The following is a 26,609-nucleotide window of genomic DNA, read 5'->3' on the forward strand; positions in this document are numbered from 1 at the left end:
CATGAGCAAGATCCTTATCCGCGGCGCGAAGATCCTCGGCGGCGAGCCGCAGGACGTCCTCATCGACGGCGAGACCGTCGCGGCCGTCGGCACCGGCCTCGACGCCGGCGACGCCACGGTCATCGAGGCGGCGGGCCAGATCCTGCTGCCCGGCCTGGTCGACCTCCACACCCACCTGCGCGAGCCCGGCCGGGAGGACTCCGAAACCGTCCTGACCGGCACCAGGGCCGCCGCGGCAGGCGGCTTCACCGCCGTCCACGCCATGGCCAACACCTTCCCCGTAGCCGACACCGCCGGAGTCGTCGAGCAGGTCTGGCGGCTCGGCAGGGAGTCCGGCTACTGCGACGTGCAGCCCATCGGCGCCGTCACCGTCGGCCTGGAGGGCAAGCAGCTCGCCGAGCTCGGCGCCATGCACGACTCGGCCGCCGGAGTGAAGGTCTTCTCCGACGACGGCAAGTGCGTCGACGACGCGGTGATCATGCGCCGCGCCCTGGAGTACGTGAAGGCCTTCGACGGGGTCGTCGCCCAGCACGCCCAGGAACCCCGCCTCACCGAGGGCGCCCAGATGAACGAGGGCATCGTCTCGGCCGAGCTCGGCCTCGGCGGCTGGCCCGCCGTCGCCGAGGAGTCGATCATCGCCCGCGACGTCCTGCTCGCCGCCCACGTCGACTCCCGGGTGCACATCTGCCACCTGTCGACCGCCGGCTCCGTCGAGATCGTCCGCTGGGCCAAGTCCAAGGGCTGGAACGTCACCGCCGAGGTCACCCCGCACCACCTCCTCCTCACCGACGAGCTCGTACGCTCCTACAACCCCGTCTACAAGGTGAACCCGCCGCTGCGCACCGAGGCCGACGTCATGGCCCTGCGCGAGGCCCTCGCGGACGGCACCATCGACTGCGTCGCCACCGACCACGCCCCGCACCCGCACGAGGACAAGGACTGCGAGTGGGCCGCGGCCGCCATGGGCATGGTCGGCCTGGAGACCGCGCTCTCCGTGGTCCAGCAGACGATGGTGGAGACCGGACTCCTCGACTGGGCCGGCGTCGCCGACCGGATGTCGCTGCGCCCGGCCGCCATCGGCCGGCTGGACGGCCACGGCCGCCCCGTCGCCGCCGGTGAGCCCGCCAACCTCACCCTGGTCGATCCGGCTTACCGTGGAGCGGTGGACCCCGCGGGCTTCGCCTCCCGCAGCCGCAACACTCCCTACGAGGGACGCGAGCTGCCGGGCCGAGTGACCCACACCTTCCTGCGGGGCCGTGCCACGGTCGTCGACGGGAAGCTCGCGTGACAACACTCAGCCCCAACTTTCAGCTGTACCAACTGGCCGCCGAGCGGAAGTCGGCGGAGGTCACCGACTGGTCCGCCCGGATCAGCTGGGTGATCGCACTGGCCGTCCTGGTCGCCTTCGTCTACTGGCTGATGCGCCAGGGATGGAAGTGGCGCGGCAGCCTCCAGTCCGGTCTCTCCGACCTCGCGACCCGCCCGGAGGGCTTCGCGGACGGCGAGAAGCTGCTCACCCTGACCGGGCGCTACCACGCCTCGACGACGGCCGGGCAGTGGCTCGACCGCATCGTCGCCCACGGCCTCGGCACCCGCAGCCGCGTCGAGCTCACCCTCACCGAGCAGGGCCTCGACGTCGTACGGCCCGGCGCGGCGGACTTCTTCGTCCCCGCCGCCGACCTGCGCGAGGCCAGGACCGACAAGGCACTCGCCGGCAAGGTATTGCCCGAGGGCGGCCTCCTGGTCATCACCTGGGCGCTCGGCGACCGGCTGATCGACTCCGGATTCCGCTCCGACCACTCGGCCGAACACCCTGCCTGGGTCGAGGCCGTCAACCACCTCACCAGCTCTACGGAAGGCACCGCACGATGACGATCTCCACCCGGGGAGCCGGCAAGGCTCCCGCCGTACTCGTCCTGGAGGACGGCCGCGCCTTCCGCGGCCGCGCCTACGGGGCTGTGGGGGAGACCTTCGGCGAGGCGGTTTTCTCCACCGGCATGACCGGCTACCAGGAGACGCTGACCGACCCCTCGTACCACCGCCAGGTCGTCGTGATGACCGCCCCGCACGTCGGCAACACCGGTGTGAACGACGAGGACCCCGAGTCGAAGCGGATCTGGGTCTCCGGCTACGTCGTGCGCGACCCCGCCCGCACCCCCTCCAACTGGCGCTCGCGGCGCTCGCTCGACGACGAGCTCACGGCGCAGGGCGTCGTCGGGATCAGCGGCATCGACACCCGCGCCCTCACCCGCCACCTGCGCGAGCGCGGCGCGATGCGCGTCGGCATCTTCTCCGGCAGCGCGCTCGCCGACGAGGGCGCGCTCCTCGCCAAGGTGCGCCGGGCTCCCGAGATGAGCGGCGCCGACCTCTCCGCCGAGGTCGCCACCCAGGAGGCCTACGTCGTCCCCGCGATCGGCACCAAGAAGTTCACCGTCGCCGCGATCGACCTCGGCATCAAGGGCATGACCCCGCACCGGATGGCCGAACGCGGCATCGAGGTGCACGTCCTGCCCGCCACCGCCACCCTGGAGGAGGTGTACGCGGTCGCCCCCGACGGCGTCTTCTTCTCCAACGGCCCCGGCGACCCGTCCACCGCCGACCACCCCGTCTCCGTCATGCGGGGCGTCCTGGAGCGCAGGACCCCGCTCTTCGGTATCTGCTTCGGCAACCAGATCCTGGGCCGCGCGCTCGGCTTCGGCACCTACAAGCTGAAGTACGGCCACCGCGGCATCAACCAGCCCGTGCAGGACCGCTCGACCGGCAAGGTCGAGGTCACCGCGCACAACCACGGCTTCGCCGTCGACGCCCCGCTCGACAAGGTCTCCGACACCGCCTACGGGCGGGCCGAGGTCTCCCACGTCTGCCTGAACGACCAGGTCGTCGAGGGCCTCCAGCTCCTCGACCGGCCGGCCTTCAGCGTCCAGTACCACCCCGAAGCGGCCGCCGGCCCGCACGACGCCGCGTACCTCTTCGACCGCTTCGTATCCCTGATGGAGGACCAGCGTGCCTAAGCGCTCCGATATCCAGTCCGTCCTGGTCATCGGCTCCGGTCCGATCGTCATCGGCCAGGCCGCCGAGTTCGACTACTCCGGCACCCAGGCCTGCCGCGTCCTCAAGGCCGAGGGCCTGCGCGTCATCCTGGTGAACTCCAACCCGGCGACGATCATGACCGACCCGGAGATCGCCGACGCCACCTACGTCGAGCCGATCACCCCCGAGTTCGTCGAGAAGATCATCGCCAAGGAGCGCCCCGACGCGCTGCTCCCCACCCTGGGCGGCCAGACCGCGCTGAACACCGCGATCTCCATGCACGAGAACGGTGTCCTGGAGAAGTACGGCGTCGAGCTCATCGGCGCCAACGTCGAGGCCATCAACAAGGGCGAGGACCGCGAGCTCTTCAAGGGCGTCGTCGAGGCCGTCAAGGCGAAGATCGGCTACGGCGAGTCCGCCCGTTCGGTCATCTGCCACTCCATGGACGACATCATCAAGGGCGTCGACACGCTCGGCGGCTACCCCGTCGTCGTCCGTCCCTCCTTCACGATGGGCGGCGCCGGCTCCGGCTTCGCCCACGACGAGGAGGAGCTGCGGCGCATCGCCGGACAGGGCCTCACGCTCTCCCCGACCACCGAGGTGCTCCTGGAGGAGTCCATCCTCGGCTGGAAGGAGTACGAGCTGGAGCTGATGCGCGACCGCAACGACAACGTCGTGGTCGTCTGCTCCATCGAGAACTTCGACCCGATGGGCGTCCACACCGGTGACTCGATCACCGTCGCCCCGTCGATGACGCTCACCGACCGCGAGTACCAGCGGCTGCGCGACATCGGCATCGCGATCATCCGCGAGGTCGGCGTCGACACCGGCGGCTGCAACATCCAGTTCGCCATCGACCCGGCCGACGGCCGGGTCATCGTGATCGAGATGAACCCGCGCGTCTCCCGCTCCTCGGCGCTGGCGTCCAAGGCCACCGGCTTCCCGATCGCCAAGATCGCCGCCAAGCTGGCCGTCGGCTACACGCTCGACGAGATCCCCAACGACATCACCGAGAAGACTCCGGCCTCCTTCGAGCCGACCCTCGACTACGTCGTCGTCAAGGCCCCGCGCTTCGCGTTCGAGAAGTTCCCCTCCGCCGACTCCACCCTCACCACCACCATGAAGTCGGTGGGCGAGGCCATGGCGATCGGCCGGAACTTCACCGAGGCGCTGCAGAAGGCACTGCGCTCGCTGGAGAAGAAGGGCTCGCAGTTCGCCTTCACCGGCGAGCCCGGCGACAAGGCCGAGCTGCTGGCCGAGGCGGTCCGCCCGACCGACGGCCGCATCAACACCGTCATGCAGGCGATCCGGGCCGGCGCCACCCAGGAGGAGGTCTTCGACTCCACGAAGATCGACCCCTGGTTCGTCGACCAGCTCTTCCTCATCAAGGAGATCGCCGACGAGCTGGCCGCCGCCGACGAACTGGTGCCCGAGCTGCTGGCCGACGCCAAGCGGCACGGCTTCTCGGACGTCCAGATCGCCGAGATCCGCGGCCTGCGCGAGGACGTCGTGCGCGAGGTGCGGCACGCGCTCGGCATCCGCCCGGTCTACAAGACGGTCGACACCTGCGCCGCCGAGTTCGCCGCGAAGACGCCGTACTTCTACTCCTCCTACGACGAGGAGAGCGAGGTCGCGCCCCGTACCAAGCCGGCGGTGATCATCCTCGGCTCCGGCCCCAACCGCATCGGCCAGGGCATCGAGTTCGACTACTCCTGCGTCCACGCCTCCTTCGCGCTCAGCGACGCCGGCTACGAGACCGTGATGGTCAACTGCAACCCGGAGACCGTCTCCACGGACTACGACACCTCCGACCGCCTGTACTTCGAGCCGCTGACGCTCGAGGACGTGCTGGAGATCGTCCACGCGGAGTCCCTCGCGGGCCCGATCGCGGGCGTCATCGTCCAGCTCGGCGGCCAGACCCCGCTGGGCCTGGCGCAGGCGCTCAAGGACAACGGCGTGCCCGTCGTCGGCACCCCGCCGGAGGCCATCCACGCCGCCGAGGACCGGGGCGCCTTCGGACAGGTCCTGGCCGAGGCCGGACTGCCCGCGCCCAAGCACGGCACCGCCACCACCTTCGCCGGGGCCAAGGCCATCGCCGACGAGATCGGCTACCCCGTCCTCGTACGCCCCTCGTACGTGCTCGGCGGCCGGGGCATGGAGATCGTCTACGACGAGACCCGGCTCGCCGCGTACATCTCCGAGTCCACCGAGATCAGCCCCACCCGGCCGGTCCTGGTCGACCGCTTCCTCGACGACGCGATCGAGATCGACGTCGACGCGCTCTACGACGGCACCGAGCTCTACCTCGGCGGCGTCATGGAGCACATCGAGGAGGCCGGTATCCACTCCGGTGACTCCGCCTGCGCACTGCCCCCGATCACCCTCGGCGGCTACGACATCAAGCGGCTGCGCGCCTCCACCGAAGGCATCGCCAAGGGCGTCGGCGTCCGCGGACTGATCAACATCCAGTTCGCGCTCTCCGGAGACATCCTCTACGTCCTGGAGGCCAACCCGCGCGCCTCCCGCACCGTCCCCTTCACCTCGAAGGCCACCGCGGTGCCGCTCGCCAAGGCCGCCGCCCGGATCTCGCTGGGCGCGACCGTCGCCGAGCTGCGCGAGGAGGGCCTGCTGCCCAGGCACGGCGACGGCGGCACGCTGCCGCTGGACGCGCCGATCTCCGTCAAGGAGGCCGTCATGCCGTGGTCGCGCTTCCGCGACATCCAGGGCCGGGGCGTCGACACGGTCCTCGGCCCGGAGATGCGCTCCACCGGCGAGGTCATGGGCATCGACTCCGTCTTCGGCACCGCGTACGCGAAGTCGCAGGCGGGCGCCTACGGCCCGCTGCCCACCAAGGGCCGCGCCTTCATCTCGGTGGCCAACCGCGACAAGCGCACGATGATCTTCCCGGCCCGCGAGCTGGTCGCCCACGGCTTCGAGCTGATGGCCACCTCCGGCACCGCCGAAGTCCTCAAGCGCAACGGCATCAACGCCCGCGTCGTGCGCAAGCAGTCCGAGGGCGAGGGCCCCAACGGCGAGAAGACCATCGTCCAGCTGATCCACGACGGCGAGGTCGACCTCATCGTCAACACGCCGTACGGGACCGGCGGCCGGCTCGACGGCTACGAGATCCGCACCGCGGCCGTGGCCAGGTCCGTACCGTGCCTGACCACCGTCCAGGCGCTCGCCGCTGCGGTCCAGGGCATCGACGCCCTCAACCACGGCGACGTGGGGGTCCGCTCCCTCCAGGAACACGCGGAACATCTGACCGCGGCCCGCGACTAGCCCGCTCCCAGGGGGACACCGGAAACGGTGTCCCCCTCTTCGCGAGACCACCGCCTCTCCGCGAGAACACCGAGGACACCCCGATGTACGAACTCTTCTTCCGACTGGTCTTCAAGCGCATGGACCCGGAGCGGGCCCACTACGCCGCGTTCCGCTGGATCCGCCTCGCCGCCCGGACCCCGGTCCTGCGCACCTTCGTCGCCGCCGCGCTCGCCCCCCGCTACGAGGAACTGCGCACCGAGGCCTTCGGGCTGCGGATGCACGGCCCCTTCGGTCTGGCCGCCGGCTTCGACAAGAACGCCGTCGCGATCGACGGCATGTCGATGCTCGGCTTCGACCACATCGAGATCGGCACGGTCACCGGCGAAGCGCAGCCGGGCAACCCGAAGAAGCGGCTGTTCCGCCTCGTCGCGGACCGTGCACTCATCAACCGCATGGGCTTCAACAACGAGGGCTCCGCCGCCGTGGCCGCGCGCCTGGCCGCCCGCGTGCCGGTCTTCCGGACCACGGTCGGCGTCAACATCGGCAAGACCAAGACCGTCCCGGAGGCGGAGGCCGCCGCCGACTACGTGAAGTCCACCGAGCGGCTCGCCGCCCACGCCGACTACCTCGTCGTCAACGTCTCCTCGCCGAACACCCCGGGCCTGCGCAACCTCCAGGCCACCGAGTCGCTGCGCCCGCTGCTGTCCGCCGTGCGCGAGGCCGCCGACCGGACCGTCACCGGCCGCCGGGTCCCGCTGCTCGTCAAGATCGCCCCCGACCTCGCCGACGAGGACATCGACGCCGTCGCGGACCTCGCCGTCGAGCTGGGCCTGGACGGCATCATCGCCACCAACACCACCATCGCCCGCGACACCCTGGGCCTGAAGTCCTCGCCGTCGCTGACCGCAGAGACCGGCGGGCTGTCCGGCGCACCCCTCAAGGAACGCTCCCTGGACGTCGTGAGCCGCCTCTACGCGCGCGTGGGGGACCGGATCACCCTGGTGGGCGTCGGAGGCATCGAGGACGCCGAGGACGCCTGGCAGCGCATCCTCGCCGGTGCCACGCTCGTCCAGGGCTACAGCGCCTTCATCTACGAGGGCCCGTTCTACGCCCGGTCGATCCACAAGGGACTGGCCGCGCGCCTGGCCGCCTCCCCGTACGCCACCCTCGCCGACGCGGTCGGCGCGGAAACCCGGAAGGCCGTGAAATGACCCCGGAACCCTTCGGCGCACGACTGCGCCGCGCCATGGACACCCGTGGCCCGCTCTGTGTCGGCATCGACCCGCACGCCTCCCTGCTCACCTCCTGGGGGCTGAACGACGACGTCGCGGGCCTGGAGCGGTTCACCCGCACAGTGGTCGACGCACTGGCGGACCGCGTCGCCGTGCTCAAGCCCCAGTCGGCGTTCTTCGAGCGCTTCGGCTCGCGCGGCACCGCCGTCCTGGAGAAGGCCGTCGAGGAGGCCCGCGCGGCCGGCGCGCTGGTCCTGATGGACGCCAAGCGCGGCGACATCGGCTCCACCATGGGCGCCTACGCGGCCACCTACCTGGACAAGGACTCGCCGCTGTTCTCGGACGCGGTCACCGTCTCGCCGTACCTCGGCTTCGGCTCGCTGCGGCCGGCGCTGGACGCGGCCGAGGTCTCCGGCTCGGGGGTCTTCGTGCTCGCCCTCACCTCCAACCCGGAGGGGGCCGAGGTGCAGCGCGCCACCGCGGCCGACGGCCGCTCGCTGGCCCAGCTGATGCTCGACCACATGGCCGCCGAGAACGAGGGCGCCACCCCGCTCGGCTCGGTCGGCGCGGTCGTCGGAGCCACGCTCGGGGAGGCGGGTGCGGACCTCGCGATCAACGGCCCGCTGCTCGCGCCCGGCATCGGCGCGCAGGGGGCGACCCCCGCAGATCTGCCGGGGGTCTTCGGGGACACCGTGCGCAATGTGCTGCCCAGCGTGAGCCGGGGCGTGCTGCGCCACGGTCCGGACGCGGCAGGGCTGCGCGAAGCGGCCGAGCGGTTCGCGGACGAGGTCCGCGCGGCCGTCTCGGAGGGCTGACCATCCCACGTAACAGCGTGTTGACGTAATCCTGACCAAAAAACTCGGTTGTTATGCCAGGAATGTCCTGGTCGGCAAAGGCTGACCAGGACTTTTCGTCTGTTCTCGCTGACTCCGGCGGCCCTGGCCGCTAGTCTCCGTCGAGAGCCAACGCGCACAGGTTGTTCGTTGCTCACCAGGTGAGGGGCGATCCCGTTGCCTCACCGGTCCGTATCCGACAGATCGACATCCGAGGTGACGTAGGCGTGGCTCTTCCGCCCCTTACCCCTGAACAGCGCGCAGCCGCGCTCGAAAAGGCCGCCGCGGCTCGCCGGGAGCGGGCCGAGGTCAAGAATCGACTCAAGCACTCCGGCGCCTCCCTCCATGAGGTCATCAAGTCGGGCCAGGAGAACGACGTCATCGGGAAGATGAAGGTCTCCGCCCTGCTGGAGTCCCTGCCCGGCGTGGGCAAGGTCCGCGCCAAGCAGATCATGGAGCGGCTCGGCATCTCCGAGAGCCGCCGAGTGCGGGGTCTTGGCTCCAACCAGATCGCATCCCTGGAGCGTGAGTTCGGCGGCAGTCCCGCCTGACGTTCTCAGGCACTCCTGAGAACCTGGATAATCGCTCCATGGCTGCAACATCCCGGGGGACGTCCCCCGTACCCCCGGACGCACGTCCGCGGCTGACCGTGCTCTCCGGCCCCTCGGGGGTCGGCAAGAGCACGGTCGTCGCGCATATGCGCAAGGTCCACCCCGAGGTATGGCTCTCCGTGTCGGCGACGACCCGCAAGCCCCGCCCCGGCGAACGCAACGGTGTCCACTACTTCTTCGTGGACAACGAGGAGTTCGACAAGCTGATCGCCAACGGCGAGCTGCTGGAGTGGGCCGAGTTCGCCGGCAACCGCTACGGCACGCCGCGCCGCGCCGTGCAGGAGCGGCTCGAGGCGGGCGAGCCGGTACTCCTGGAGATCGATCTCCAGGGTGCCCGGCTGGTCAGGCAGTCGATGGCCGACGCGCAGCTGGTCTTCCTGGCGCCGCCGAGCTGGGACGAGCTGGTCCGCCGGCTCACCGGCCGGGGCACCGAGGCGCCCGCCGTGATCGAGCGCCGGCTCGGCGCGGCCAAGATCGAACTGGCCGCCGAATCCGAGTTCGATACGACGCTTGTCAATACCTCCGTCGAGGATGTGGCACGTGAGCTGCTAGCCTTGATGCTGGAGGCTTCCGGCCACCGTGCCGCCGGCGACTGAACGAACGGGTCGCGCCGACACGGGACCGCACCCACACAGCCCCTGAGTGTCAAAGATTTCTTTGATCTTCACCCCCTTCGGAAGGCAGAGAGTGTCCTCTTCCATCACCACGCCCGAGGGCATCATCAACCCGCCGATTGATGAGCTCCTCGAAGCAACCGACTCGAAGTACAGCCTCGTGATCTACGCAGCCAAGCGCGCGCGCCAGATCAACGCGTACTACTCGCAGCTCGGTGAGGGACTCCTCGAGTACGTCGGCCCGCTCGTCGACACCCACGTGCACGAGAAGCCGCTCTCGATCGCACTCCGCGAGATCAACGCGGGCCTGCTCACCTCCGAGGCCATCGAGGGCCCCGCGCAGTAGCAGCAGGAGAAGCACCTTCACCACGGGCCCGGCGGTCACCACCGCCGGGCCCGTGGTGTGTCCGGGGCGGCGGACCGGTGTCCGCGGCAGTGAGGCAGCATGGGTGCGTACGTGTCCGATTCACGTGCCCGAGTGCGGGGAGACGCAGTGGAGAAGCCGAAGGTCGTACTGGGCGTCAGCGGCGGCATCGCCGCGTACAAGGCGTGTGAGCTGCTGCGGCGGCTGACCGAGTCCGGCCACGACGTACGGGTCGTGCCGACCGAGGCCTCGCTCCACTTCGTCGGCGCGGCCACCTGGTCGGCGCTCTCCGGCCACCCGGTGTCGACCGAGGTCTGGAACGACGTCCACGAGGTCCCGCACGTGCGGATCGGCCAGCACGCCGACCTCGTGGTCGTCGCGCCCGCCACCGCCGACATGCTCGCCAAGGCCGCCCACGGCCTGGCCGACGACCTGCTGACGAACACCCTGCTCACCGCCCGCTGTCCGGTCGTCTTCGCGCCCGCCATGCACACCGAGATGTGGGAGCACCCGGCCACCCGGGAGAACGTCGCCACGCTGCGCCGCCGGGGCGCCGTCGTCATCGAGCCCGCCGTGGGCCGGCTCACCGGCGTCGACACCGGCAAGGGCAGGCTGCCCGACCCGGCGGAGATCTTCGAGGTCTGCCGGCGCGTGCTGGCCCGCGGGCCCGTCGCCCCGGACCTGGCGGGCCGCCACGTGGTGATCAGCGCCGGCGGCACCCGGGAACCGCTCGACCCGGTCCGCTTCCTGGGCAACCGCTCCTCCGGGAAGCAGGGTTACGCACTGGCCCGCACCGCGGTCGCCCGCGGCGCGCGGGTCACGCTCGTGGAGGCCAACACCGGCCTGCCCGACCCGTCCGGGGCCGACGTCGTCCGGGCCGGCACCGCGATGCAGCTGCGCGAGGCGGTGCTGAAGGCGGCGGCGGACGCGGACGTCGTGGTCATGGCGGCGGCGGTGGCCGACTTCCGCCCGGCCGAATACGCCACCGGGAAGATCAAGAAGAAGGACGGCCAGGAGCCCGCGCCGATCACCCTGGTCCGCAACCCGGACATCCTCGCGGAGGTTGCCGGGCGGCGCGCCCGCCCGGAACAGATCGTCGTCGGATTCGCCGCCGAGACCGACGACGTCCTGGCCAACGGGCGCGAGAAGCTCCGCCGCAAGGGCTGCGACCTGCTGGTGGTCAACGAGGTCGGGGAGCGCAGGACCTTCGGCTCCGAGGAGAACGAGGCCGTGGTGCTCGCGGCCGACGGCGAGGAGACCCCGGTGCCGTTCGGGCCCAAGGAAGCGCTCGCCGACACGGTCTGGGACCTCGTGTCGCCGCGTCTTGCGTGAATTTCGTGTGTCCTCGCCCCGACGGCCCCGATCCCTTGGGAAACGGGGCAGAACGGGGTTCTTCGGGGCTTGTGGAAGGTATCCGTCCGGCCGTGCGGCATGTCACAGAACTCCCAAAGGGCGAGACACGTTGTCCGGCAGCCGGAGCCGACCGATAAACTGGTCCTGGACCTTACCGGGCGCAGCTCCCGGCCCGTCCGCCAAATGATCAGCCAGCAGCCGCTGCAACCCCAGGGAGCGATGTGTCCCGCCGTCTCTTCACCTCGGAGTCCGTCACCGAGGGTCACCCCGACAAGATCGCTGACCAGATCAGCGACACCATTCTCGATGCACTCCTCTCCGAGGACCCGACGTCGCGTGTAGCCGTCGAGACCTTGATCACCACAGGTCAGGTGCACGTTGCGGGTGAGGTCACGACCAAGGCCTACGCCCCGATCGCCCAGCTGGTGCGCGACAAGATCCTGGAGATCGGCTACGACTCCTCCAAGAAGGGCTTCGACGGCGCCTCCTGCGGCGTCTCGGTGTCCATCGGCGCGCAGTCGCCCGACATCGCGCAGGGCGTCGACACCGCGTACGAGAAGCGGGTCGAGGGCGACGAGGACGAACTCGACAAGCAGGGCGCCGGCGACCAGGGCCTGATGTTCGGGTACGCCTGCGACGAGACGCCCGAGCTGATGCCGCTGCCGATCCACCTCGCGCACCGGCTCTCGCGCCGGCTGTCCGAGGTCCGCAAGAACGGGACCATCCCGTACCTGCGCCCCGACGGCAAGACCCAGGTCACCATCGAGTACGACGGCGACAAGGCCGTCCGGCTCGACACGGTCGTCGTCTCCTCGCAGCACGCCAGCGACATCGACCTCGACTCGCTCCTCGCGCCCGACATCCGCGAGTTCGTCGTCGAGCACGTTCTCGGGCAGCTGATCGAGGACGGCATCAAGCTGGACACCGAGGGCTACCGCCTGCTGGTCAACCCGACCGGACGCTTCGAGATCGGCGGCCCGATGGGCGACGCCGGCCTCACCGGCCGCAAGATCATCATCGACACCTACGGCGGCATGGCCCGCCACGGCGGCGGCGCCTTCTCCGGCAAGGACCCGTCCAAGGTGGACCGTTCGGCCGCCTATGCGATGCGCTGGGTCGCGAAGAACGTCGTCGCCGCCGGCCTGGCGGCCCGCTGCGAGGTCCAGGTCGCCTACGCGATCGGCAAGGCCGAGCCGGTGGGCCTCTTCGTCGAGACCTTCGGCACCGCCGTGATCGAGACCGAGAAGATCGAGCACGCCATCGGCGAGGTCTTCGACCTCCGCCCGGCCGCGATCATCCGCGACCTCGACCTGCTCCGCCCGATCTACGCCCAGACCGCCGCGTACGGCCACTTCGGCCGCGAGCTTCCCGACTTCACGTGGGAGCGCACGGACCGGGTGGACGCACTGCGCGCCGCCGCGGGCCTGTAGGTCCGCAGCAAGCCCCTCGCGCGGGGCACCGCTTCACCTGAGCCCGGACACCTTCCCAGGTGTCCGGGCTCAGGCGTCGGGTCAGCGTCCGGCCGCGGCCGCAATGCCGGCGACGGCCGGAATGTCAGTGGCGTCTGGTAGGAATTTGGCTGTGAACAGCGACAACGAGCGGCCCGACGAGCCCGGCACCGGGGCTCCGGAGCAGCTTGCGCTGATTCGGGAGACGGTGCGGCAGGCCAAGGTGCCCCGCGCCAAACCGCGGACCTGGCGCGGTGCCGCCCTCGCCGGTGAGCTGCCCGTCGCCCGCGTCCTGGTGAACAAGGGCGCCCTCCACCTCGACCAGTACTTCGACTACGCGGTCCCCGAGGAGCTCGACGCCGTCGCCCGGCCCGGCGTCCGGGTGCGGGTGCGCTTCGGTGCGGGCGGGCGCAATGTCCGCGGCGGGCGCCGCGAGGGCGGCGGCCTGATCGACGGATTCCTGGTCGAGCGGCTGGCCGAGTCCGACTACGGCGGCGCCCTGGCCGCGCTCGCCTCCGTCGTGTCACCCGAACCGGTGCTCGGGCCGGAGCTCCTCGGTCTCGCCCGAGCCGTCGCCGACCGGTACGCGGGCAGCCTCGCGGACGTCCTGCAGCTCGCGGTGCCGCCGAGGAACGCACGCGCCGAGTCCAAGCCCTCTCCCGAACCGCTGCCGCCGCCCCCCGCGCCCGCCCCCGGCACCTGGACGCGGTACGGGCAGGGCGCGGCGTTCCTGGACGCGCTGGCCTCGGGCGGTGCGCCCAGGGCCGTGTGGACCGCCCTGCCGGGCCCGCACTGGCCGCAGGAGATCGCCAGGGCCGTCGCGGCGACCCTCGCCTCGGGGCGCGGCGCACTGGTCGTGGTCCCCGACGGACGGACCGCGGGTCGGGTCGACGCCGCGCTCACCGGGATCCTCGGAGAGGGCCGGCACGCCCTGCTGACCGCCGGCTCGGGGCCCGAGAAGCGGTACCGCGAGTGGCTCGCCGTGCGGCGCGGGGCAGTCCGGGCGGTCGTCGGGACCCGGGCCGCGATGTTCGCGCCGGTCGCCGGCCTCGGCCTGGTCGCCGTCTGGGACGACGGGGACTCCAGCCACAGCGACGACAACGCCCCCTTCCCGCACGTCCGCGAGGTCCTCGAACTACGGGCCGCGCACAGCGGATGCGCCTTCCTGCTCGGCGGTACGAACTGCACCGTGGAGGCCGCCCAGCTGGTGGAGAGCGGCTGGGCGCTGCCGCTGCGCGCCGACCGGGAGCAGACCAGGATCGCGGCGCCGCTGGTGCGGACCGTCGGGGACGGCGAGCTCGCGCGGGACGGCGCCGCTCGGGCCGCGAGGCTGCCGAGCCTCGCCTGGCAGACCGTGCGCGACGGACTGCGCAGCGGCCCGGTGCTCGTGCAGGTGCCGCGTCGCGGGTACGCCCCGCGGCTGGCCTGCGAGCGCTGCCGGGAGCCCGCGCGATGCCGGCACTGCGCGGGGCCGCTGGAGGCGCCCGACCAGCAGGACCTGAACTGTGCGTGGTGCGGCAGGGCCGAGACGTCCTGGCACTGCGTGGCCTGCGGTGCGCGTCGGCTGCGGGCGCAGATCGTCGGCGCCCGCCGGACCGCCGAGGAGCTCGGCCGGGCGTTTCCCGCCGTCCCGGTGCGGACCTCCGGACGTGACCATGTGCTGGACTCGGTGCCGGACCAGCCCGCGCTCGTGGTCAGTACCCCGGGCGCCGAGCCGGTCGCCGAGGGCAGGTACGCGGCCGCGCTGCTGCTGGACGGCTGGGCGATGGTCGGCCGCCCCGACCTGCGGGCCGGTGAGGAGGCGCTGCGCCGCTGGACGGCCGCCGCCGCGCTGGTGCGCGGACAGCCCGAGGGCGGCACGGTGGTGGTCGTCGCGGAGCCGACGCTGCGGCCGGTGCAGGCCCTGGTGCGCTGGGACCCGGTCGGGCACGCGCGCCGTGAGCTCGCGGAACGGGCCGAGCTGGGCTTTCCGCCGGTGTCCCGGATGGCTTCGGTGACGGGGGAGCCGCAGGCACTCGCCGCGTTCCTGGCGGCGGCGGACCTGCCGCCGGACGCGGAGGTGCTCGGCCCGGTGCCGGTCCCCGGCAGTGAGCCGGGACGGCCGCGCAGGCCCTTCGACGCACCGCCGGGGGAGACCTGGGAGCGGGCCCTGGTCCGGGTGCGTCCGGGCAGCGGTGCGGCGCTGGCGGCCGCGCTGAAGGCGGCGCAGGCGGCACGGATGTCCCGGGGCGGTGGCGGCGGCGGGCCGGTGCGGATTCGGGTGGACCCGCCCGATATCGGGTGACGGCGGGCGGGGGGCGGAGGGGGCACGGAAGCACCCGCTCGGCGCTCTGTCCTCAATCGCCGGACGGGCTGGACAGTGCCGGACAGGCTTGATGACGCAGGGCGGGCTGATGACGCGGGGCGGGCTTGATGGGCCCTTGAAGGGCTGAACGGGCCTGTCCCGCCGGGCCGAGGCGCGGCGGGACAGGCCCGGTAGGAACAGCCGTCAGTTGTGGCCGTCAGCCGTTGCGCGGGCCCGGGAAGGCTCCCGGGCGCAGGTCCTCGCGCAGCGAGGGGCGTTCCGCCGAGGGCTGCGGCGGCATCGAGCGCGCGGCCGGAACGGCGGGCAGCGCGGGAGCGGCGGTGGCGCCGGGCACCACCGGCACCGGTCGCTGGACTACGGACTCGGCGGCCTCGGCCGCCAGCGGCTGGGGCGCCGCGCGCCGCGTGCCGTAACGGCGGTGGACCGCCTGTTTGGTGACTCCGAGCGCGGAGCCCACCGCGTCCCAGGAGAAGCCCAGTGAACGGTCGAAGTCCACCGCGGCCGTCACCAGGGTCTCGACACTGTCCCGCAGTTCCTGCGCCAGCCTGACGGTGGGGGCCGGGGCCCTGCCGTAGACGACGAAGCCGGCGGACGGGCCGGAGCGGCGCGGACGGTAGACGTTGCCCAGTTGGGCGGTGAGCGTGCGCAGCGCGTCCACCTGCCGCCGGACCCGCTCGATGTCCCGCACCAGAAGATGCAGGCTGGCCCGCGCTTGGGCGTCGTGGGTTGCGTGGTCGGCCATGAAGAAGCCTCTCGAACCGGCGTTGAAAGGGATCGGGCCGCACCGTGGCGGCTCGCTTCGGTCAATCTCACTTGACCAACGCCTCAGCCGGGGATCTGGTCACGCTCCGGGGGCGTATACGCACCTGCGAGGGGCGCGCAACCGTGCGTACGCCCCCTGGGTGGGTACCGGCCGCCGGGCCCATATACTTGTGCGTTGCTCGTCACCGTAACGTTCCGGCCTGAGAGGCAGTCAGCCACCCATGAAGCTCGTCTTCGCAGGCACCCCCGAGGTAGCCGTACCCGCACTGGACGCACTGATCGCCTCCGGTCGGCACGAGGTCGCCGCCGTCGTCACCCGGCCCGACGCCCCTGCCGGGCGCGGCCGCCGGCTGGTGGCCAGTCCCGTCGCCGAGCGGGCCGAGGAGGCCGGGATCGAGGTGCTCAAGCCGGCCAGGCCGAGGGACGAGGACTTCCTGGCGCGGCTGCGGGAGATCGCGCCGGACTGCTGCCCGGTCGTCGCCTACGGGGCCCTGCTGCCCAAGGCCGCACTCGACGTGCCCGCCCGGGGCTGGGTCAACCTCCACTTCTCGCTGCTCCCGGCCTGGCGCGGCGCCGCCCCCGTGCAGCACTCCGTCATGGCCGGCGACGAGGTGACCGGTGCCTCCACCTTCCTGATCGAGGAGGGGCTCGACTCCGGACCGGTGTACGGCGTCCTCACCGAGGAGGTCCGGCCCACCGACACCAGCGGTGACCTGCTGACCCGGCTGGCGTTCGCCGGGGCCGGGCTGCTCGCCGCGACCATGGACGGCATCGAGGACGGCACCCTGCACGCCGTGCCGCAGCCCGCCGAGGGGGTCACCCTCGCGCCGAAGATCACCGTCGAGGACGCCCGGGTCCAGTGGTCGGCGCCCGCCCTGCGCGTCGACCGGGTGGTCCGCGGCTGCACCCCCGCTCCCGGCGCCTGGACGCTCTTCCGCGGTGAGCGCCTCAAGCTGGTCCAGGCCGCGCCGGTCCTGGACCGCGCCGACCTGGCGCCCGGCGAGCTGGCGGTGGCCAAGAACAACGTCTACGTGGGCACCGGATCGCACGCGATCGAGCTGCTCTGGGTCCAGCCGCAGGGCAAGAAGCCGATGCGCGCGGCGGACTGGGCGCGCGGGGTGCGCATCGTCCCCGGCGAGCTCGTCGGCAGCTGACGGACCGGCGGGCCGGGGCGGGGACGTAGGCTGGGACGGTTCGCCCTCTCACCATCAGCGGAGCACCTTTCACGTGAACGACCAGCCGCGTCGCCGTCCCGCCACCCCGCACCGCCGCCCGAAGAAGGACCCGGTCCGGTTCCTCGCCTTCGAGGCCCTGCGAGCCGTCGACGAACGCGACGCGTACGCCAACCTCGTCCTGCCCCCGCTGCTGAAGAAGGCCCGCGCGGCGGGCGACTTCGACAGCCGGGACGCTGCGCTGGCGACCGAGCTGGTCTACGGAACCCTGCGCAGGCAGGGCACCTACGACGCGATCGTCGCCGCCTGCATCGACCGGCCGCTGCGCGAGGTCGACCCGCCGGTCCTGGACGTGCTCAACATGGGCGTGCACCAGCTGCTCGGCACCCGCATCCCGACCCATGCCGCCGTCTCCGCCAGTGTGGAGCTGGCCCGGGTGGTGCTCGGTGAGGGGCGGGCCAAATTCGTCAACGCCGTGCTGCGCAAGGTGACCGCCGACGACCTCGACGGCTGGGTCGCGCGGGTCGCCCCCTCGTACGAGGACGACGCGGAGGACCACCTCGCCCTCGTGCACTCGCATCCGCGCTGGATCGTCTCCGCGCTGTGGGATGCCCTCGGCGGCGGCCGCGCAGGCATCGAGGACCTGCTGGAGGCCGACAACGAACGGCCCGAGGTCACGCTCGTCGCCCGCCCCGGCCGCTCCACCACCGATGAGCTGTTGGAGGCACTCGGCGAGGAGAACGGGCTCCCGGGCCGCTGGTCGCCCTACGCCGTGCGAATGGCCGAGGGCGGCGAGCCCGGCGCCCTGACCGCCGTGCGGGAGAGCCGCGCCGGGGTCCAGGACGAGGGCAGCCAGCTCGTCGCCGCGGCCCTCGCCAACGCCCCGCTGGAGGGCAGCGACACCCGCTGGCTGGACGGCTGCGCCGGGCCCGGCGGGAAGGCCGCCCTGCTGGCCGCCCTCGCCGCCGGACGCGGCGCCGCCCTGCTGGCGGCCGAGAAGCAGCCGCACCGGGCCCGTCTCGTCGAGCGCTCGCTGGCCGGCAACCCCGGCCCGTACCAGGTGATCACCGCCGACGGGACCCGCCCGCCGTGGCGGTCCGGCACCTTCGACCGGATCCTGATGGACGTCCCGTGCTCCGGCCTGGGCGCGCTGCGACGCCGGCCGGAGGCCCGCTGGCGGCGCCGCAAGGAGGACCTGGAGAGCTTCGCGCCGCTCCAGCGCGGGCTGCTGCGCGAGGCGCTGAAGGCCGTACGGATCGGCGGCGTCGTCGGATACGCGACCTGCTCCCCGCACCTCGCGGAGACCCGGGTGGTCGTCGAGGACGTGCTCAAGGGCCGGGGCGGAGCGCCGGTCGAGGCCGAGTGGGTGGACGCCCGCCCGCTGATGCCGGGGGTGCCCGCCCTCGGCGACGGACCGGACGTCCAGCTGTGGCCGCATCTGCACGGCACGGACGCGATGTACCTCGCCGTGCTGCGGCGTACCGGCTGATCAGGACCACCGACGGAGCGGCCGCCCCCGGACCGGGGGCAAAAAGCCGGGAATGTGCGAACCGTAATGATCCCGTGAGGCTTTGGAGCGCACCGAAGCGGGGAAGTGCCGCAGAACATGGCAGGCTTGGCCCATGGCCCAGATCAACCCCAGCATTCTCTCCGCCGATTTCGCACGTCTCGCCGATGAGGCGAAGGCCGTCGAAGGCGCCGACTGGCTCCATGTCGATGTCATGGACAACCACTTCGTGCCCAATCTGACCCTCGGCGTGCCGATCGTGGAGTCGCTCAGCAGGGCCACGGACACCCCGCTGGACTGCCATCTGATGATCGAGGACGCGGACCGCTGGGCTCCCCAGTACGTCGAGGCGGGCGCCGGTTCCGTCACCTTCCACGTGGAGGCCGCGGCCGCTCCCGTACGGCTGGCGCGGGAGATCAGGGCCAAGGGCGCCCGCGCCTCCATGGCGCTCAGGCCGGCGACGCCCATCGAGCCGTACGAGGACCTGCTCCCCGAGCTGGACATGCTGCTGATCATGACGGTGGAGCCGGGCTTCGGGGGCCAGTCCTTCCTGGACATCATGCTGCCGAAGATCCGCCGCACCCGTGAGCTGATCTCCAGGCACGGGCTCGAACTGTGGCTCCAGGTCGACGGCGGGGTCTCCGAGTCCACCATCGAGCGGTGCGCCGACGCCGGGGCCGACGTCTTCGTCGCGGGGTCCGCCGTCTACGGCGCGAAGGACCCGGCCGAGGCGGTGCGGGCACTGCGCGCCAAGGCCGACGGCGCCACCGCCTCGGCGCAGTGGGCGTGCGGCCACTGACGCGGGCGGCGCGGCAGCCGGCCGCTCCGGCCTCCGATCAGCGGTCGGTCCGGCCAAGGGCAGATGAACGCGGTCCGACGGGACCGATCAAGGATCGCCGTATCTGACAGGATGAACGGCGTATCGAGAGCGTGAACAGCAGTGAGGAGAACGCGGTGTCTGCAATGTCGGCGGGCCGGTCCGCCCTGCGGATGGGGCCCGCGGAGCTGGTGCAGGCGGCGGCCATGGCCCGCCGCTTCTACCTCGAGGGCAAATCCAAGATCCAGATCGCGGAGGAGTTCGGCGTCAGCCGCTTCAAGGTCGCCAGGGTCCTGGAGACGGCGCTGGAGCGTGACCTCGTACGGATCGAGATCCGGGTCCCCGCCGAGCTGGACGCCGAGCGCTCCGACGCGCTCCGCGCCCGCTACGGGCTGCGCCACGCGGTCGTGGTCGAGTCCCCGGCCGAGGAGCAGGACGACGCCGCCGATCCGGAGAACCTGGGCGAGGTCGCGGCCGACCTGCTCGGTGAGCTGGTGAACGAGGGCGATGTGCTCGGGCTGGCCTGGGGCCGGTCCACCATCCACATGGCCGCCGCCCTGGACCGGCTCCCGCCGTGCACGGTCGTGCAGCTCACCGGGGTGTACGACGCGGGCACCGCCGAACGCGGCTCGGTCGAGGCGGTCCGCCGGGCCGCACAGGTCTCCGGCGGCGAGGCCCACCCCATCTACGCGCCGATGCTGCTGCCCGACCCGGCCACGGCCGCCGCGCTGCGCCACCAGACCGGGATCGCCCGCGCCTTCGAGTACTTCGACAAGGTGACGGTCGCCGCGGTGTCCATCGGCTCCTGGGAGCCCGGCATCTCCACGGTCCACGACATGCTGTCCGACGAGGAGCGCGAGCACTACGCCTCGCTCGGCGTCGCCGCCGAGATGTCGGCGCACCTCTTCGACTCGGAGGGCCGGCGGGTCGGCCGGGACCTCGGTGAGCGCTGCATCACGGTCGAGGCGGACCGGCTGCGCCGGATCCCCGAGGTGGTGGCGATCGCGGGCGGCCAGCGCAAGGCCGCGGCGATCGGAGCGGTGCTGCGGTCCGGCCTCGTCACCAGCCTGGTGACGGACACCGCCGCCGCCGACTACCTGCTGACCGACTCGGCCGCGCCGCGCAGGCCCGCACTGGAGCGGACCGACCCGGACGGGGAGTGAGCGAAGGGGGGCGGGGGCAGCACCGCCCCCGCCCCCCTTCGTGCCCGGGGATCAGTCCTGCCGGACGCCCAGGACCGTCGCCTCCAGGTACTGCTCGGGCTCCTTGTACTGGCTGACGTCGGCCGGGTTGTAGCGCGGAGTCTGCCGGGACCAGTCGAGGTTGCCGCGCATCCAGCTCCGCATCCCGTCCAGATACGGCTCCAGCAGCCGGCCGAGCTGCGGATACGCCGCGAGCAGTTCGGCCTCCGCGGTGAGGAAGCGCTCGGTCTCGGTGGCGATCTCCGCGCAGACGTGTTCGAGCGCCTGCTGCTTGCCGTACCCGCGGTGGTGCCGGACCAGGTGGACGAGGTTGTGGATCTCGCCCAGGACCTGTTCCTTCTCGTACGAGTACACGTCGTTGGCCCAGCACACGACGTTGCACGAGGCCTCGAGGGCGGTGATGAACCGGGAATCGTTGTGGATCGACTCGGGCGCCTCGATACCGGCCACGATCTCTATCAGATCCATGCAGACGTGTATCGCTCCGGTGTGGCGGCGCTTCTCGATGTACGTCGCCTCGGCCGGAACCACGCCCTCGGCCCGGTTCCCCGCCTCCCAGGTGGTGGCGGTCGTGAGGTAGGTCATCAGGTGGTACGTGAACCGGCGCCGCCACTGCGGTGCGGCGGCCGGCACCGTGCGATCCCACAGATCGACCAGGGCCACGACGGCGGCCGGCAGCTCCTCGCCCGAGGGCCTGCCCCCGCCCTCGACGACGGAGCGCATCGTCTCGACCACGCTGCGCACCCGGTGCGGGCTGCGGCCGAGGTGGCCGTCGTCCAGCTGGTCGTCGACGAGGAACAGCCAGACGAACCAGTCGGCGACGAGGTCCAGGTTCTCGCGGTCGGCGGTCGGGTACACCATGCCGACGAAGGCCCCGAAGTCCGCCTGCTCGAAGCGCTCCCTGGCTGAATCCCGGTGTACCAGACCGGTGTTGCGGGTCCAGCTGTCGAGGTGCGCCCGTACGTGCCCGACGTGCGGGTTCGTGCGTTGGGGGAACGGGCAGTAGATGTCCGGCAGTTCGCTCTCCACGGGCGGGTCGTGATCCTCTCCGGTCGTGCCTGCGACGGAAGTTGTGAGCATTGCGCCAGCGCCTCCGGGGCAGCTGGCTGACCGGCGGGACCTGCGCGTTTGAAGCTACCTGACCCCTTGTCACCAGGTCCAGGGATGATGATCCCGAATGATCGGCAAGCCGTACGGGTAGGGTCTGTGGGTAAGGCAGGTTCCACTTGCCCGGGACTCCCGATCTTGTTCCTCGGAGGAACATACGAAGGCGGGAGTCGTTTGTTGTGTCTTCGTGGAAACGACCTGCGCCATTTCGTATGAAAAAATGAGTGTTATGCGTTTTCTTGAGCCCGGCACCGGTCGATACACAGAGTCCCCCTCGGTCCCGTACGACCTCACGTACGACGATGTCTTCATGGTCCCGGGCCGGTCGGCGGTCGGATCCCGCCAGGGGGTCGACCTGTCCTCGCCCGACGGCACCGGCACCACCATCCCGCTGGTCGTCGCGAACATGACGGCGATCGCGGGCCGCCGGATGGCCGAGACGATCGCCCGCCGAGGCGGTCTCGTCGTCATTCCGCAGGACATTCCGATCGAGGTCGTCACCGAGGTCATCGCCTGGGTCAAGACGCGCCACCTCGTGCTCGACACGCCCATCGAGCTGGCCCCCGGCCAGACCGTCGCCGACGCACTGTCCCTGCTGCCCAAGCGCGCCCACGGCGCCGGTGTCGTCGTCGACAGCGAGCGGCGGCCCGTCGGTGTGGTCACCGACCACGACCTGACCGGTGTCGACCGCTTCACCCAGCTCTCCGAGGTCATGTCCAGGGACCTGGTGCTGCTGGACGCCGGCATCGACCCGCGAGACGCGTTCAACAAGCTCGACGGCGCCAACCGCAAGCTCGCCCCCGCGGTCGACGCCGAGGGCCGTCTCGTCGGCATACTCACCCGGAAGGCCGCACTGCGCGCCACTCTCTACACCCCCGCCACCGACGCCAACGGCAGGCTGCGGATCGCCGCCGCCGTCGGGATCAACGGTGACGTGGCCGGGAAGGCCAAGCAGCTCCTGGACGCCGGCGCCGACACCCTGGTCGTCGACACCGCGCACGGCCACCAGGAGTCCATGATCAACGCCGTCCGCGCGGTCCGCGCACTGGACCCGCAGGTGCCGATCGTCGCGGGCAACATCGTCGCCGCCGAAGGCGTGCGCGACCTCATCGAGGCCGGCGCCGACGTCATCAAGGTCGGCGTCGGACCCGGCGCCATGTGCACCACCCGGATGATGACCGGCGTCGGCCGGCCGCAGTTTTCCGCGGTCCTGGAGTGTGCCGCGGAGGCGAAGAAGTACGGCAAGCACGTCTGGGCGGACGGCGGCGTCCGCCACCCGCGCGATGTCGCCATGGCGCTCGCCGCGGGCGCGTCCAACGTGATGATCGGTTCCTGGTTCGCCGGGACGTACGAGTCGCCCGGCGACCTCCAGCAGGCCGCCGACGGCCGCTACTACAAGGAGTCCTTCGGCATGGCGTCCGCGCGCGCCGTGAAGAACCGCACCTCCGACGAGTCGGCGTACGACCGGGCCCGCAAGGCGCTCTTCGAGGAGGGCATCTCCACCTCGCGGATGTTCCTGGACCCGACCCGCCCCGGTGTCGAGGACCTGGTCGACTCGATCATCGCGGGCGTCCGCTCCTCCTGCACCTACGCCGGCGCCGGCTCGCTGGCGGAGTTCGCCGAGAAGGCCGTCGTCGGGGTGCAGAGCGCCTCCGGATACGCGGAGGGCAAGCCGCTGCACTCCAGCTGGAGCTGACCCGCGCCGCCGCACCGTCCCGCTGCCCCTTCCGGCCGTTCGCGCCGGAAGGGGCAGCGGCGTTCCGAGGCAGCTCAGGGACCTTTACGGGGGGCTCGCGAGGGCCGTCGCGGTGTCCGGATCCGGGTGCCTGTGAACGCGTTCACGCTATCCAACTCAGTTGAGAATTAAGTAACATGAACCCCAATCAGCTGCCCGCCTCTCTGCGGTAAGGGATCTCATGTCCTTCTTCACCGACCTGGCCCATCAGTACATCGACGGCGAGTGGAGGCCGGGCAAGGGCTCGTGGGACATCATCGACTTCAACCCCTTCGACGGGGAGAAGCTCGCCTCGATCACGGTCGCCACGGCCGACGAGGTCGACCAGGCCTACCGGGCCGCCGAGACCGCCCAGCAGACGTGGGGCGACACCAACCCCTACGCGCGGCGGGCCGTGCTGGAGAAGGCGCTGCGCATCGTCGAGGACCGCGAGGCCGAGATCGCCGACGCGATCGTCGCCGAGCTCGGCGGCACCCGCCTCAAGGCGGCGTTCGAGCTGCACCTGGCCAAGGAGTTCCTGCGCGAGGCCGGTCACCTCGCGCTGCGGTCCACCGGACAGATCCTGCCCTCACCGACCGAGGGCAAGGAGAACCGCGTCTACCGGGTGCCCGCCGGGGTCGTCGGTGTCATCAGCCCGTTCAACTTCCCCTTCCTGCTGTCGCTGAAGTCGGTCGCCCCCGCCCTGGCGCTCGGCAACGCCGTGGTCCTCAAGCCGCACCAGAACACGCCGATCTGCGGCGGCACCCTGGTGGCCAAGGTGTTCGAGGACGCCGGGCTGCCCGCCGGGCTCCTCAACGTGGTGGTCACCGACATCGCGGAGATCGGCGACGCGCTCCTGGAGCACCCCGTTCCGCAGGTCATCTCCTTCACCGGGTCCGACAAGGTCGGGCGGCACGTCGCGACCGTGTGCGCCACGAACCTCAAGCGCTCCGTGCTCGAACTCGGCGGCAACAGCGCGCTCATCGTGCTCGACGACGCCGATGTGGACTACGCGGTCGACGCGGCGGTGTTCAGCCGGTACGTGCACCAGGGGCAGGTCTGCATGGCCGCCAACCGGATTCTCGTCGACCGGTCGGTGGAGCGGGAGTTCACCGAGAAGTTCGTGGCCAAGGTCGCCTCGCTGCGCGTCGGCGACCCGGCCGACCCGGCGACCCAGATCGGCCCCCTGATCAACTCCACCCAGGCCGAGGCGATCACCGCGCTCGTCGACCAGACCGTGGCGGCCGGCGCGACCGCGCTGCTGCACGGGCAGGCCGTCGGCAACCTCGTCAGCCCCTCCGTACTGACCGGCCTGGCGGCCGACTCCCCGGTGCTCTCCCAGGAGATCTTCGGCCCGGTCGCGCTCCTCGTACCGTTCGACGGCGAGGACGAGGCCGTCCGGATCGCCAACGACACCCCTTACGGGCTGAGCGGCGCGGTGCACACCGGCAACGTCGAGCGGGGTGTCCGGGTCGGGCAGCGGATCCGCACCGGCATGATCCACATCAACGACGGCACCGTCCACGACGAGCCGATCGTCCCCTTCGGCGGCGAGAAGAGCTCCGGACTCGGGCGGCTGAACGGCGACTCGATGCTCGACGCCTTCACCACCCAGAAGTGGATCTCCGTACAGCACGGGCGCTCGCAGTTCCCGTTCTGACCCCGCCCCACCTGCGGTGAGCGCGCCCGGGGGGCGCGCCCGTGGTCTACTTCGGGGGCGGCACCGCCGCCCCCGAACCGGCCCTCGCGCCCTGGCCGCCACCCGGCCATCGCCATCGCAGAGAAGTGACCCGTACGACGTGCGACTGAACGACCTCGACGAACGCATCGTCCACGCACTGGCCGAAGACGCCCGTCGCTCCTACGCCGACATCGGCTCGATCATCGGGCTGTCCGCGCCAGCCGTGAAGCGACGGGTGGACCGGCTGCGCGCCGAGGGCGCGATCACCGGGTTCACCGTGCGGGTGGATCCGGCGGCGCTCGGCTGGGAGACCGAGGGGTTCATCGAGATCTACTGCAGCCGCAACACCTCCCCGGAGTCGATCAAGCACGGCCTCGCCCGGTATCCGGAGGTCGCCTCGGCGTCCACCGTGACCGGGGAGGCCGATGCGATCGTTCAGGTGTTCGCGGCCGACATGCGCCACTTCGAGCAGGTCCTGGAGCGGATCGCGGGCGAGCCGTACGTGGAGCGGACGAAGTCCGTACTGGTGCTCTCGCCGCTGCTGCGACGGTACTCGTCGGGCTCGCCCGCGTAGCCGGGGCATCCGGAAGCGGTTCCGTCCTCGAACGCCGGACCGGACCTGTTTCTGCCGGTCGCGCAATGAATCGCTGTGCCGGGGCGACCGGACGCAATGGATCAATGGTCCATGCGCAACGCTCGCGCCTTGTCCGGGGGGAATCGCGGACCGTACCGTCAATACGTCCCCGCCCCGCCCGCACCGCCCGAGGTCAGCCATGCCGCCGTTGCGCACCGCCCTGCTCCAGAGCTCCGGAATCCCGGGCTCGGTGGCCCGTAACACCGAGGTGCTCGACGACGCCGCACGCCGCGCCGCCGCCGGCGGGGCCCGGCTGCTCGTCTGCCCCGAGATGTTCCTGACCGGGTACGCGATCGGGGACGACGTGCCCCGGCTGGCCGAGGCCGCCGACGGGCCCGCGGCGCACGCCGTCGCGGCGATCGCCGCCCGGCACGAGATCGCCGTCCACTACGGCTACCCGGAGCGGGACGGCGACACCCTGTACAACGCCGCCCAGCTCATCGGCCCCGACGGCACCCCGCTCGCGAACTACCGCAAGACCCACCTCTTCGGCGGCTTCGAGCAGCACTGGTTCACCCCCGGCGAGCAGCCGGTCGTCCAGGCGGAGCTGGACGGCATCCGCATCGGCCTGATGATCTGCTACGACGTCGAGTTCCCGGAGAACGTCCGGGCGCACGCGCTGGCCGGCACCGATCTGCTGCTGGTCCCGACCGCCCAGATGCACCCCTTCCAGTTCGTCGCCGAATCGCTCGTCCCGGTCCGCGCCTTCGAGAACCAGCTGTACATCGCCTACGTCAACCGGACCGGGCCGGAGGGCGAGTTCGAGTTCGTCGGGCTGAGCTGCCTGGCCGGACCCGACGGCACGGTCCGCACCCGGGCCGGACGCGGCGAGGAACTCGCGCTCGCGGACGTGGACCCGGCGCTGCTGAGCGCCTCCCGGGCCGCCAACCCGTATCTGCGCGACCGCCGCCCCGGCCTGTACGGCTCCCTCGTCTGAGCCCGCCGCCCCGCTCACCCTC

At 71.6% G+C, this 26,609-nt stretch carries 22 protein-coding genes; 20 read left to right on the top strand and 2 right to left on the bottom strand.

Features of this window, described 5'->3' with window-relative positions; all coding sequences use genetic code 11:
• Window position 1: 1 nt before the first annotated feature.
• The 12 genes from EDD93_RS28295 (at window position 2) to EDD93_RS28350 (ending at window position 15,033) form a co-directional block, all read left to right on the top strand.
• On the top strand, window positions 2-1,288 hold the full coding sequence (locus EDD93_RS28295; RefSeq protein ID WP_123528327.1) for a dihydroorotase: 1,287 nt from the start codon (window positions 2-4) through the stop codon (window positions 1,286-1,288).
• Entirely contained in the window at window positions 1,285-1,872 is a 588-nt protein-coding gene (locus EDD93_RS28300; protein ID WP_123528328.1) for a hypothetical protein, read from the top strand. The genes EDD93_RS28295 and EDD93_RS28300 overlap by 4 nt, the downstream gene beginning before the upstream one ends.
• The gene (gene carA, locus EDD93_RS28305; protein WP_123528329.1) at window positions 1,869-3,011 is read left to right on the top strand and encodes a glutamine-hydrolyzing carbamoyl-phosphate synthase small subunit; all 1,143 of its coding nucleotides are present in this window, start codon (window positions 1,869-1,871) and stop codon (window positions 3,009-3,011) included. The genes EDD93_RS28300 and carA overlap by 4 nt, the downstream gene beginning before the upstream one ends.
• Window positions 3,004-6,312 (top strand): carbamoyl-phosphate synthase large subunit, encoded by a 3,309-nt coding sequence (gene carB, locus EDD93_RS28310; RefSeq protein WP_123528330.1) that lies wholly within the window; start codon window positions 3,004-3,006, stop codon window positions 6,310-6,312. The genes carA and carB overlap by 8 nt, the downstream gene beginning before the upstream one ends.
• A gap of 83 nt (window positions 6,313-6,395) precedes the next feature.
• Entirely contained in the window at window positions 6,396-7,505 is a 1,110-nt protein-coding gene (locus EDD93_RS28315) for a quinone-dependent dihydroorotate dehydrogenase (RefSeq protein WP_123528331.1), read from the top strand.
• Complete coding sequence (pyrF, locus tag EDD93_RS28320; RefSeq protein WP_123528332.1) at window positions 7,502-8,341, top strand: orotidine-5'-phosphate decarboxylase; 840 nt, start codon at window positions 7,502-7,504, stop codon at window positions 8,339-8,341. Before EDD93_RS28315 ends, pyrF begins: the two co-directional genes overlap by 4 nt.
• A 245-nt stretch (window positions 8,342-8,586) precedes the next feature.
• Window positions 8,587-8,910 (top strand): integration host factor, encoded by a 324-nt coding sequence (locus EDD93_RS28325; RefSeq protein WP_024490957.1) that lies wholly within the window; start codon window positions 8,587-8,589, stop codon window positions 8,908-8,910.
• A 38-nt stretch (window positions 8,911-8,948) separates the two neighbouring features.
• Window positions 8,949-9,566, top strand: coding sequence for a guanylate kinase (gene gmk / locus EDD93_RS28330; RefSeq protein WP_123528333.1), 618 nt, complete (start codon window positions 8,949-8,951; stop codon window positions 9,564-9,566).
• A gap of 91 nt (window positions 9,567-9,657) precedes the next feature.
• Window positions 9,658-9,930: a DNA-directed RNA polymerase subunit omega gene (gene rpoZ / locus EDD93_RS28335; protein WP_003970369.1), complete on the top strand. Its 273-nt coding sequence runs from the start codon at window positions 9,658-9,660 to the stop codon at window positions 9,928-9,930.
• Window positions 9,931-10,077: 147 nt separating this feature from the next.
• The gene (gene coaBC / locus EDD93_RS28340) at window positions 10,078-11,280 is read left to right on the top strand and encodes a bifunctional phosphopantothenoylcysteine decarboxylase/phosphopantothenate--cysteine ligase CoaBC (protein WP_123528334.1); all 1,203 of its coding nucleotides are present in this window, start codon (window positions 10,078-10,080) and stop codon (window positions 11,278-11,280) included.
• Window positions 11,281-11,522: 242 nt separating this feature from the next.
• Window positions 11,523-12,731 carry a methionine adenosyltransferase gene (metK, locus tag EDD93_RS28345; RefSeq protein ID WP_123528335.1) on the top strand — a complete coding sequence of 403 codons (1,209 nt, stop codon included), beginning with the start codon at window positions 11,523-11,525 and terminating at the stop codon, window positions 12,729-12,731.
• Window positions 12,732-12,882: 151 nt separating this feature from the next.
• Entirely contained in the window at window positions 12,883-15,033 is a 2,151-nt protein-coding gene (locus tag EDD93_RS28350; protein WP_123528336.1) for a primosomal protein N', read from the top strand.
• A gap of 217 nt (window positions 15,034-15,250) precedes the next feature.
• Here the strand turns inward: EDD93_RS28350 and EDD93_RS28355 are convergent, their stop codons facing one another.
• Window positions 15,251-15,796 carry a hypothetical protein gene (locus tag EDD93_RS28355; RefSeq protein WP_123528337.1) on the bottom strand — a complete coding sequence of 182 codons (546 nt, stop codon included), beginning with the start codon at window positions 15,794-15,796 and terminating at the stop codon, window positions 15,251-15,253.
• 241 nt (window positions 15,797-16,037) lie between these two features.
• On the opposite strand from EDD93_RS28355, the gene fmt reads away from it, so the two are divergent.
• The 4 genes from fmt to EDD93_RS28375 all read left to right on the top strand — a co-directional run bounded on the left by fmt (window position 16,038) and on the right by EDD93_RS28375 (window position 20,475).
• Window positions 16,038-16,970: a methionyl-tRNA formyltransferase gene (gene fmt / locus EDD93_RS28360; RefSeq protein ID WP_123528338.1), complete on the top strand. Its 933-nt coding sequence runs from the start codon at window positions 16,038-16,040 to the stop codon at window positions 16,968-16,970.
• A 73-nt stretch (window positions 16,971-17,043) separates the two neighbouring features.
• Window positions 17,044-18,477 carry an RsmB/NOP family class I SAM-dependent RNA methyltransferase gene (locus tag EDD93_RS28365; RefSeq protein ID WP_123528339.1) on the top strand — a complete coding sequence of 478 codons (1,434 nt, stop codon included), beginning with the start codon at window positions 17,044-17,046 and terminating at the stop codon, window positions 18,475-18,477.
• 133 nt (window positions 18,478-18,610) lie between these two features.
• Complete coding sequence (gene rpe / locus EDD93_RS28370) at window positions 18,611-19,294, top strand: ribulose-phosphate 3-epimerase (protein WP_123528340.1); 684 nt, start codon at window positions 18,611-18,613, stop codon at window positions 19,292-19,294.
• Window positions 19,295-19,458: 164 nt separating this feature from the next.
• Window positions 19,459-20,475: a sugar-binding transcriptional regulator gene (locus tag EDD93_RS28375; protein WP_123528341.1), complete on the top strand. Its 1,017-nt coding sequence runs from the start codon at window positions 19,459-19,461 to the stop codon at window positions 20,473-20,475.
• 51 nt (window positions 20,476-20,526) lie between these two features.
• Here EDD93_RS28375 and EDD93_RS28380 read toward each other — a convergent pair whose 3' ends face one another.
• The gene (locus tag EDD93_RS28380) at window positions 20,527-21,543 is read right to left on the bottom strand and encodes a terpene synthase family protein (RefSeq protein ID WP_123528342.1); all 1,017 of its coding nucleotides are present in this window, start codon (window positions 21,541-21,543) and stop codon (window positions 20,527-20,529) included.
• A gap of 307 nt (window positions 21,544-21,850) precedes the next feature.
• On the opposite strand from EDD93_RS28380, the gene EDD93_RS28385 reads away from it, so the two are divergent.
• From EDD93_RS28385 to EDD93_RS28400, 4 genes are all read left to right on the top strand, one after another.
• Window positions 21,851-23,317 (top strand): GuaB1 family IMP dehydrogenase-related protein, encoded by a 1,467-nt coding sequence (locus tag EDD93_RS28385; RefSeq protein WP_123528343.1) that lies wholly within the window; start codon window positions 21,851-21,853, stop codon window positions 23,315-23,317.
• A gap of 220 nt (window positions 23,318-23,537) precedes the next feature.
• Window positions 23,538-24,995 (top strand): aldehyde dehydrogenase family protein, encoded by a 1,458-nt coding sequence (locus tag EDD93_RS28390; protein WP_123528344.1) that lies wholly within the window; start codon window positions 23,538-23,540, stop codon window positions 24,993-24,995.
• Between the two features lie 139 nt (window positions 24,996-25,134).
• On the top strand, window positions 25,135-25,590 hold the full coding sequence (locus EDD93_RS28395; RefSeq protein ID WP_123528345.1) for an Lrp/AsnC family transcriptional regulator: 456 nt from the start codon (window positions 25,135-25,137) through the stop codon (window positions 25,588-25,590).
• Between the two features lie 199 nt (window positions 25,591-25,789).
• Window positions 25,790-26,587, top strand: coding sequence for a carbon-nitrogen hydrolase family protein (locus EDD93_RS28400; RefSeq protein WP_123528346.1), 798 nt, complete (start codon window positions 25,790-25,792; stop codon window positions 26,585-26,587).
• Window positions 26,588-26,609: the final 22 nt, after the last annotated feature.

It is taken from the genome of Streptomyces sp. 840.1 (assembly GCF_003751445.1).
Classification (GTDB): Bacteria; Actinomycetota; Actinomycetes; order Streptomycetales; family Streptomycetaceae; genus Streptomyces.

Bases quoted from the DNA above. Each gene is read 5' to 3' on its own strand.
- EDD93_RS28400 (WP_123528346.1), top strand. From the start codon at position 25,790: ATGCCGCCGTTGCGCACCGCCCTGCTCCAGAGCTCCGGAATCCCGGGC.
- EDD93_RS28315 (WP_123528331.1), top strand. From the start codon at position 6,396: ATGTACGAACTCTTCTTCCGACTGGTCTTCAAGCGCATGGACCCGGAG.
- EDD93_RS28295 (WP_123528327.1), top strand. From the start codon at position 2: ATGAGCAAGATCCTTATCCGCGGCGCGAAGATCCTCGGCGGCGAGCCG.
- EDD93_RS28385 (WP_123528343.1), top strand. From the start codon at position 21,851: ATGCGTTTTCTTGAGCCCGGCACCGGTCGATACACAGAGTCCCCCTCG.
- EDD93_RS28375 (WP_123528341.1), top strand. From the start codon at position 19,459: ATGTCGGCGGGCCGGTCCGCCCTGCGGATGGGGCCCGCGGAGCTGGTG.
- rpe (WP_123528340.1), top strand. From the start codon at position 18,611: ATGGCCCAGATCAACCCCAGCATTCTCTCCGCCGATTTCGCACGTCTC.
- pyrF (WP_123528332.1), top strand. From the start codon at position 7,502: ATGACCCCGGAACCCTTCGGCGCACGACTGCGCCGCGCCATGGACACC.
- EDD93_RS28355 (WP_123528337.1), bottom strand. From the start codon at position 15,796: ATGGCCGACCACGCAACCCACGACGCCCAAGCGCGGGCCAGCCTGCAT.
- EDD93_RS28390 (WP_123528344.1), top strand. From the start codon at position 23,538: ATGTCCTTCTTCACCGACCTGGCCCATCAGTACATCGACGGCGAGTGG.
- carA (WP_123528329.1), top strand. From the start codon at position 1,869: ATGACGATCTCCACCCGGGGAGCCGGCAAGGCTCCCGCCGTACTCGTC.
- gmk (WP_123528333.1), top strand. From the start codon at position 8,949: ATGGCTGCAACATCCCGGGGGACGTCCCCCGTACCCCCGGACGCACGT.
- fmt (WP_123528338.1), top strand. From the start codon at position 16,038: ATGAAGCTCGTCTTCGCAGGCACCCCCGAGGTAGCCGTACCCGCACTG.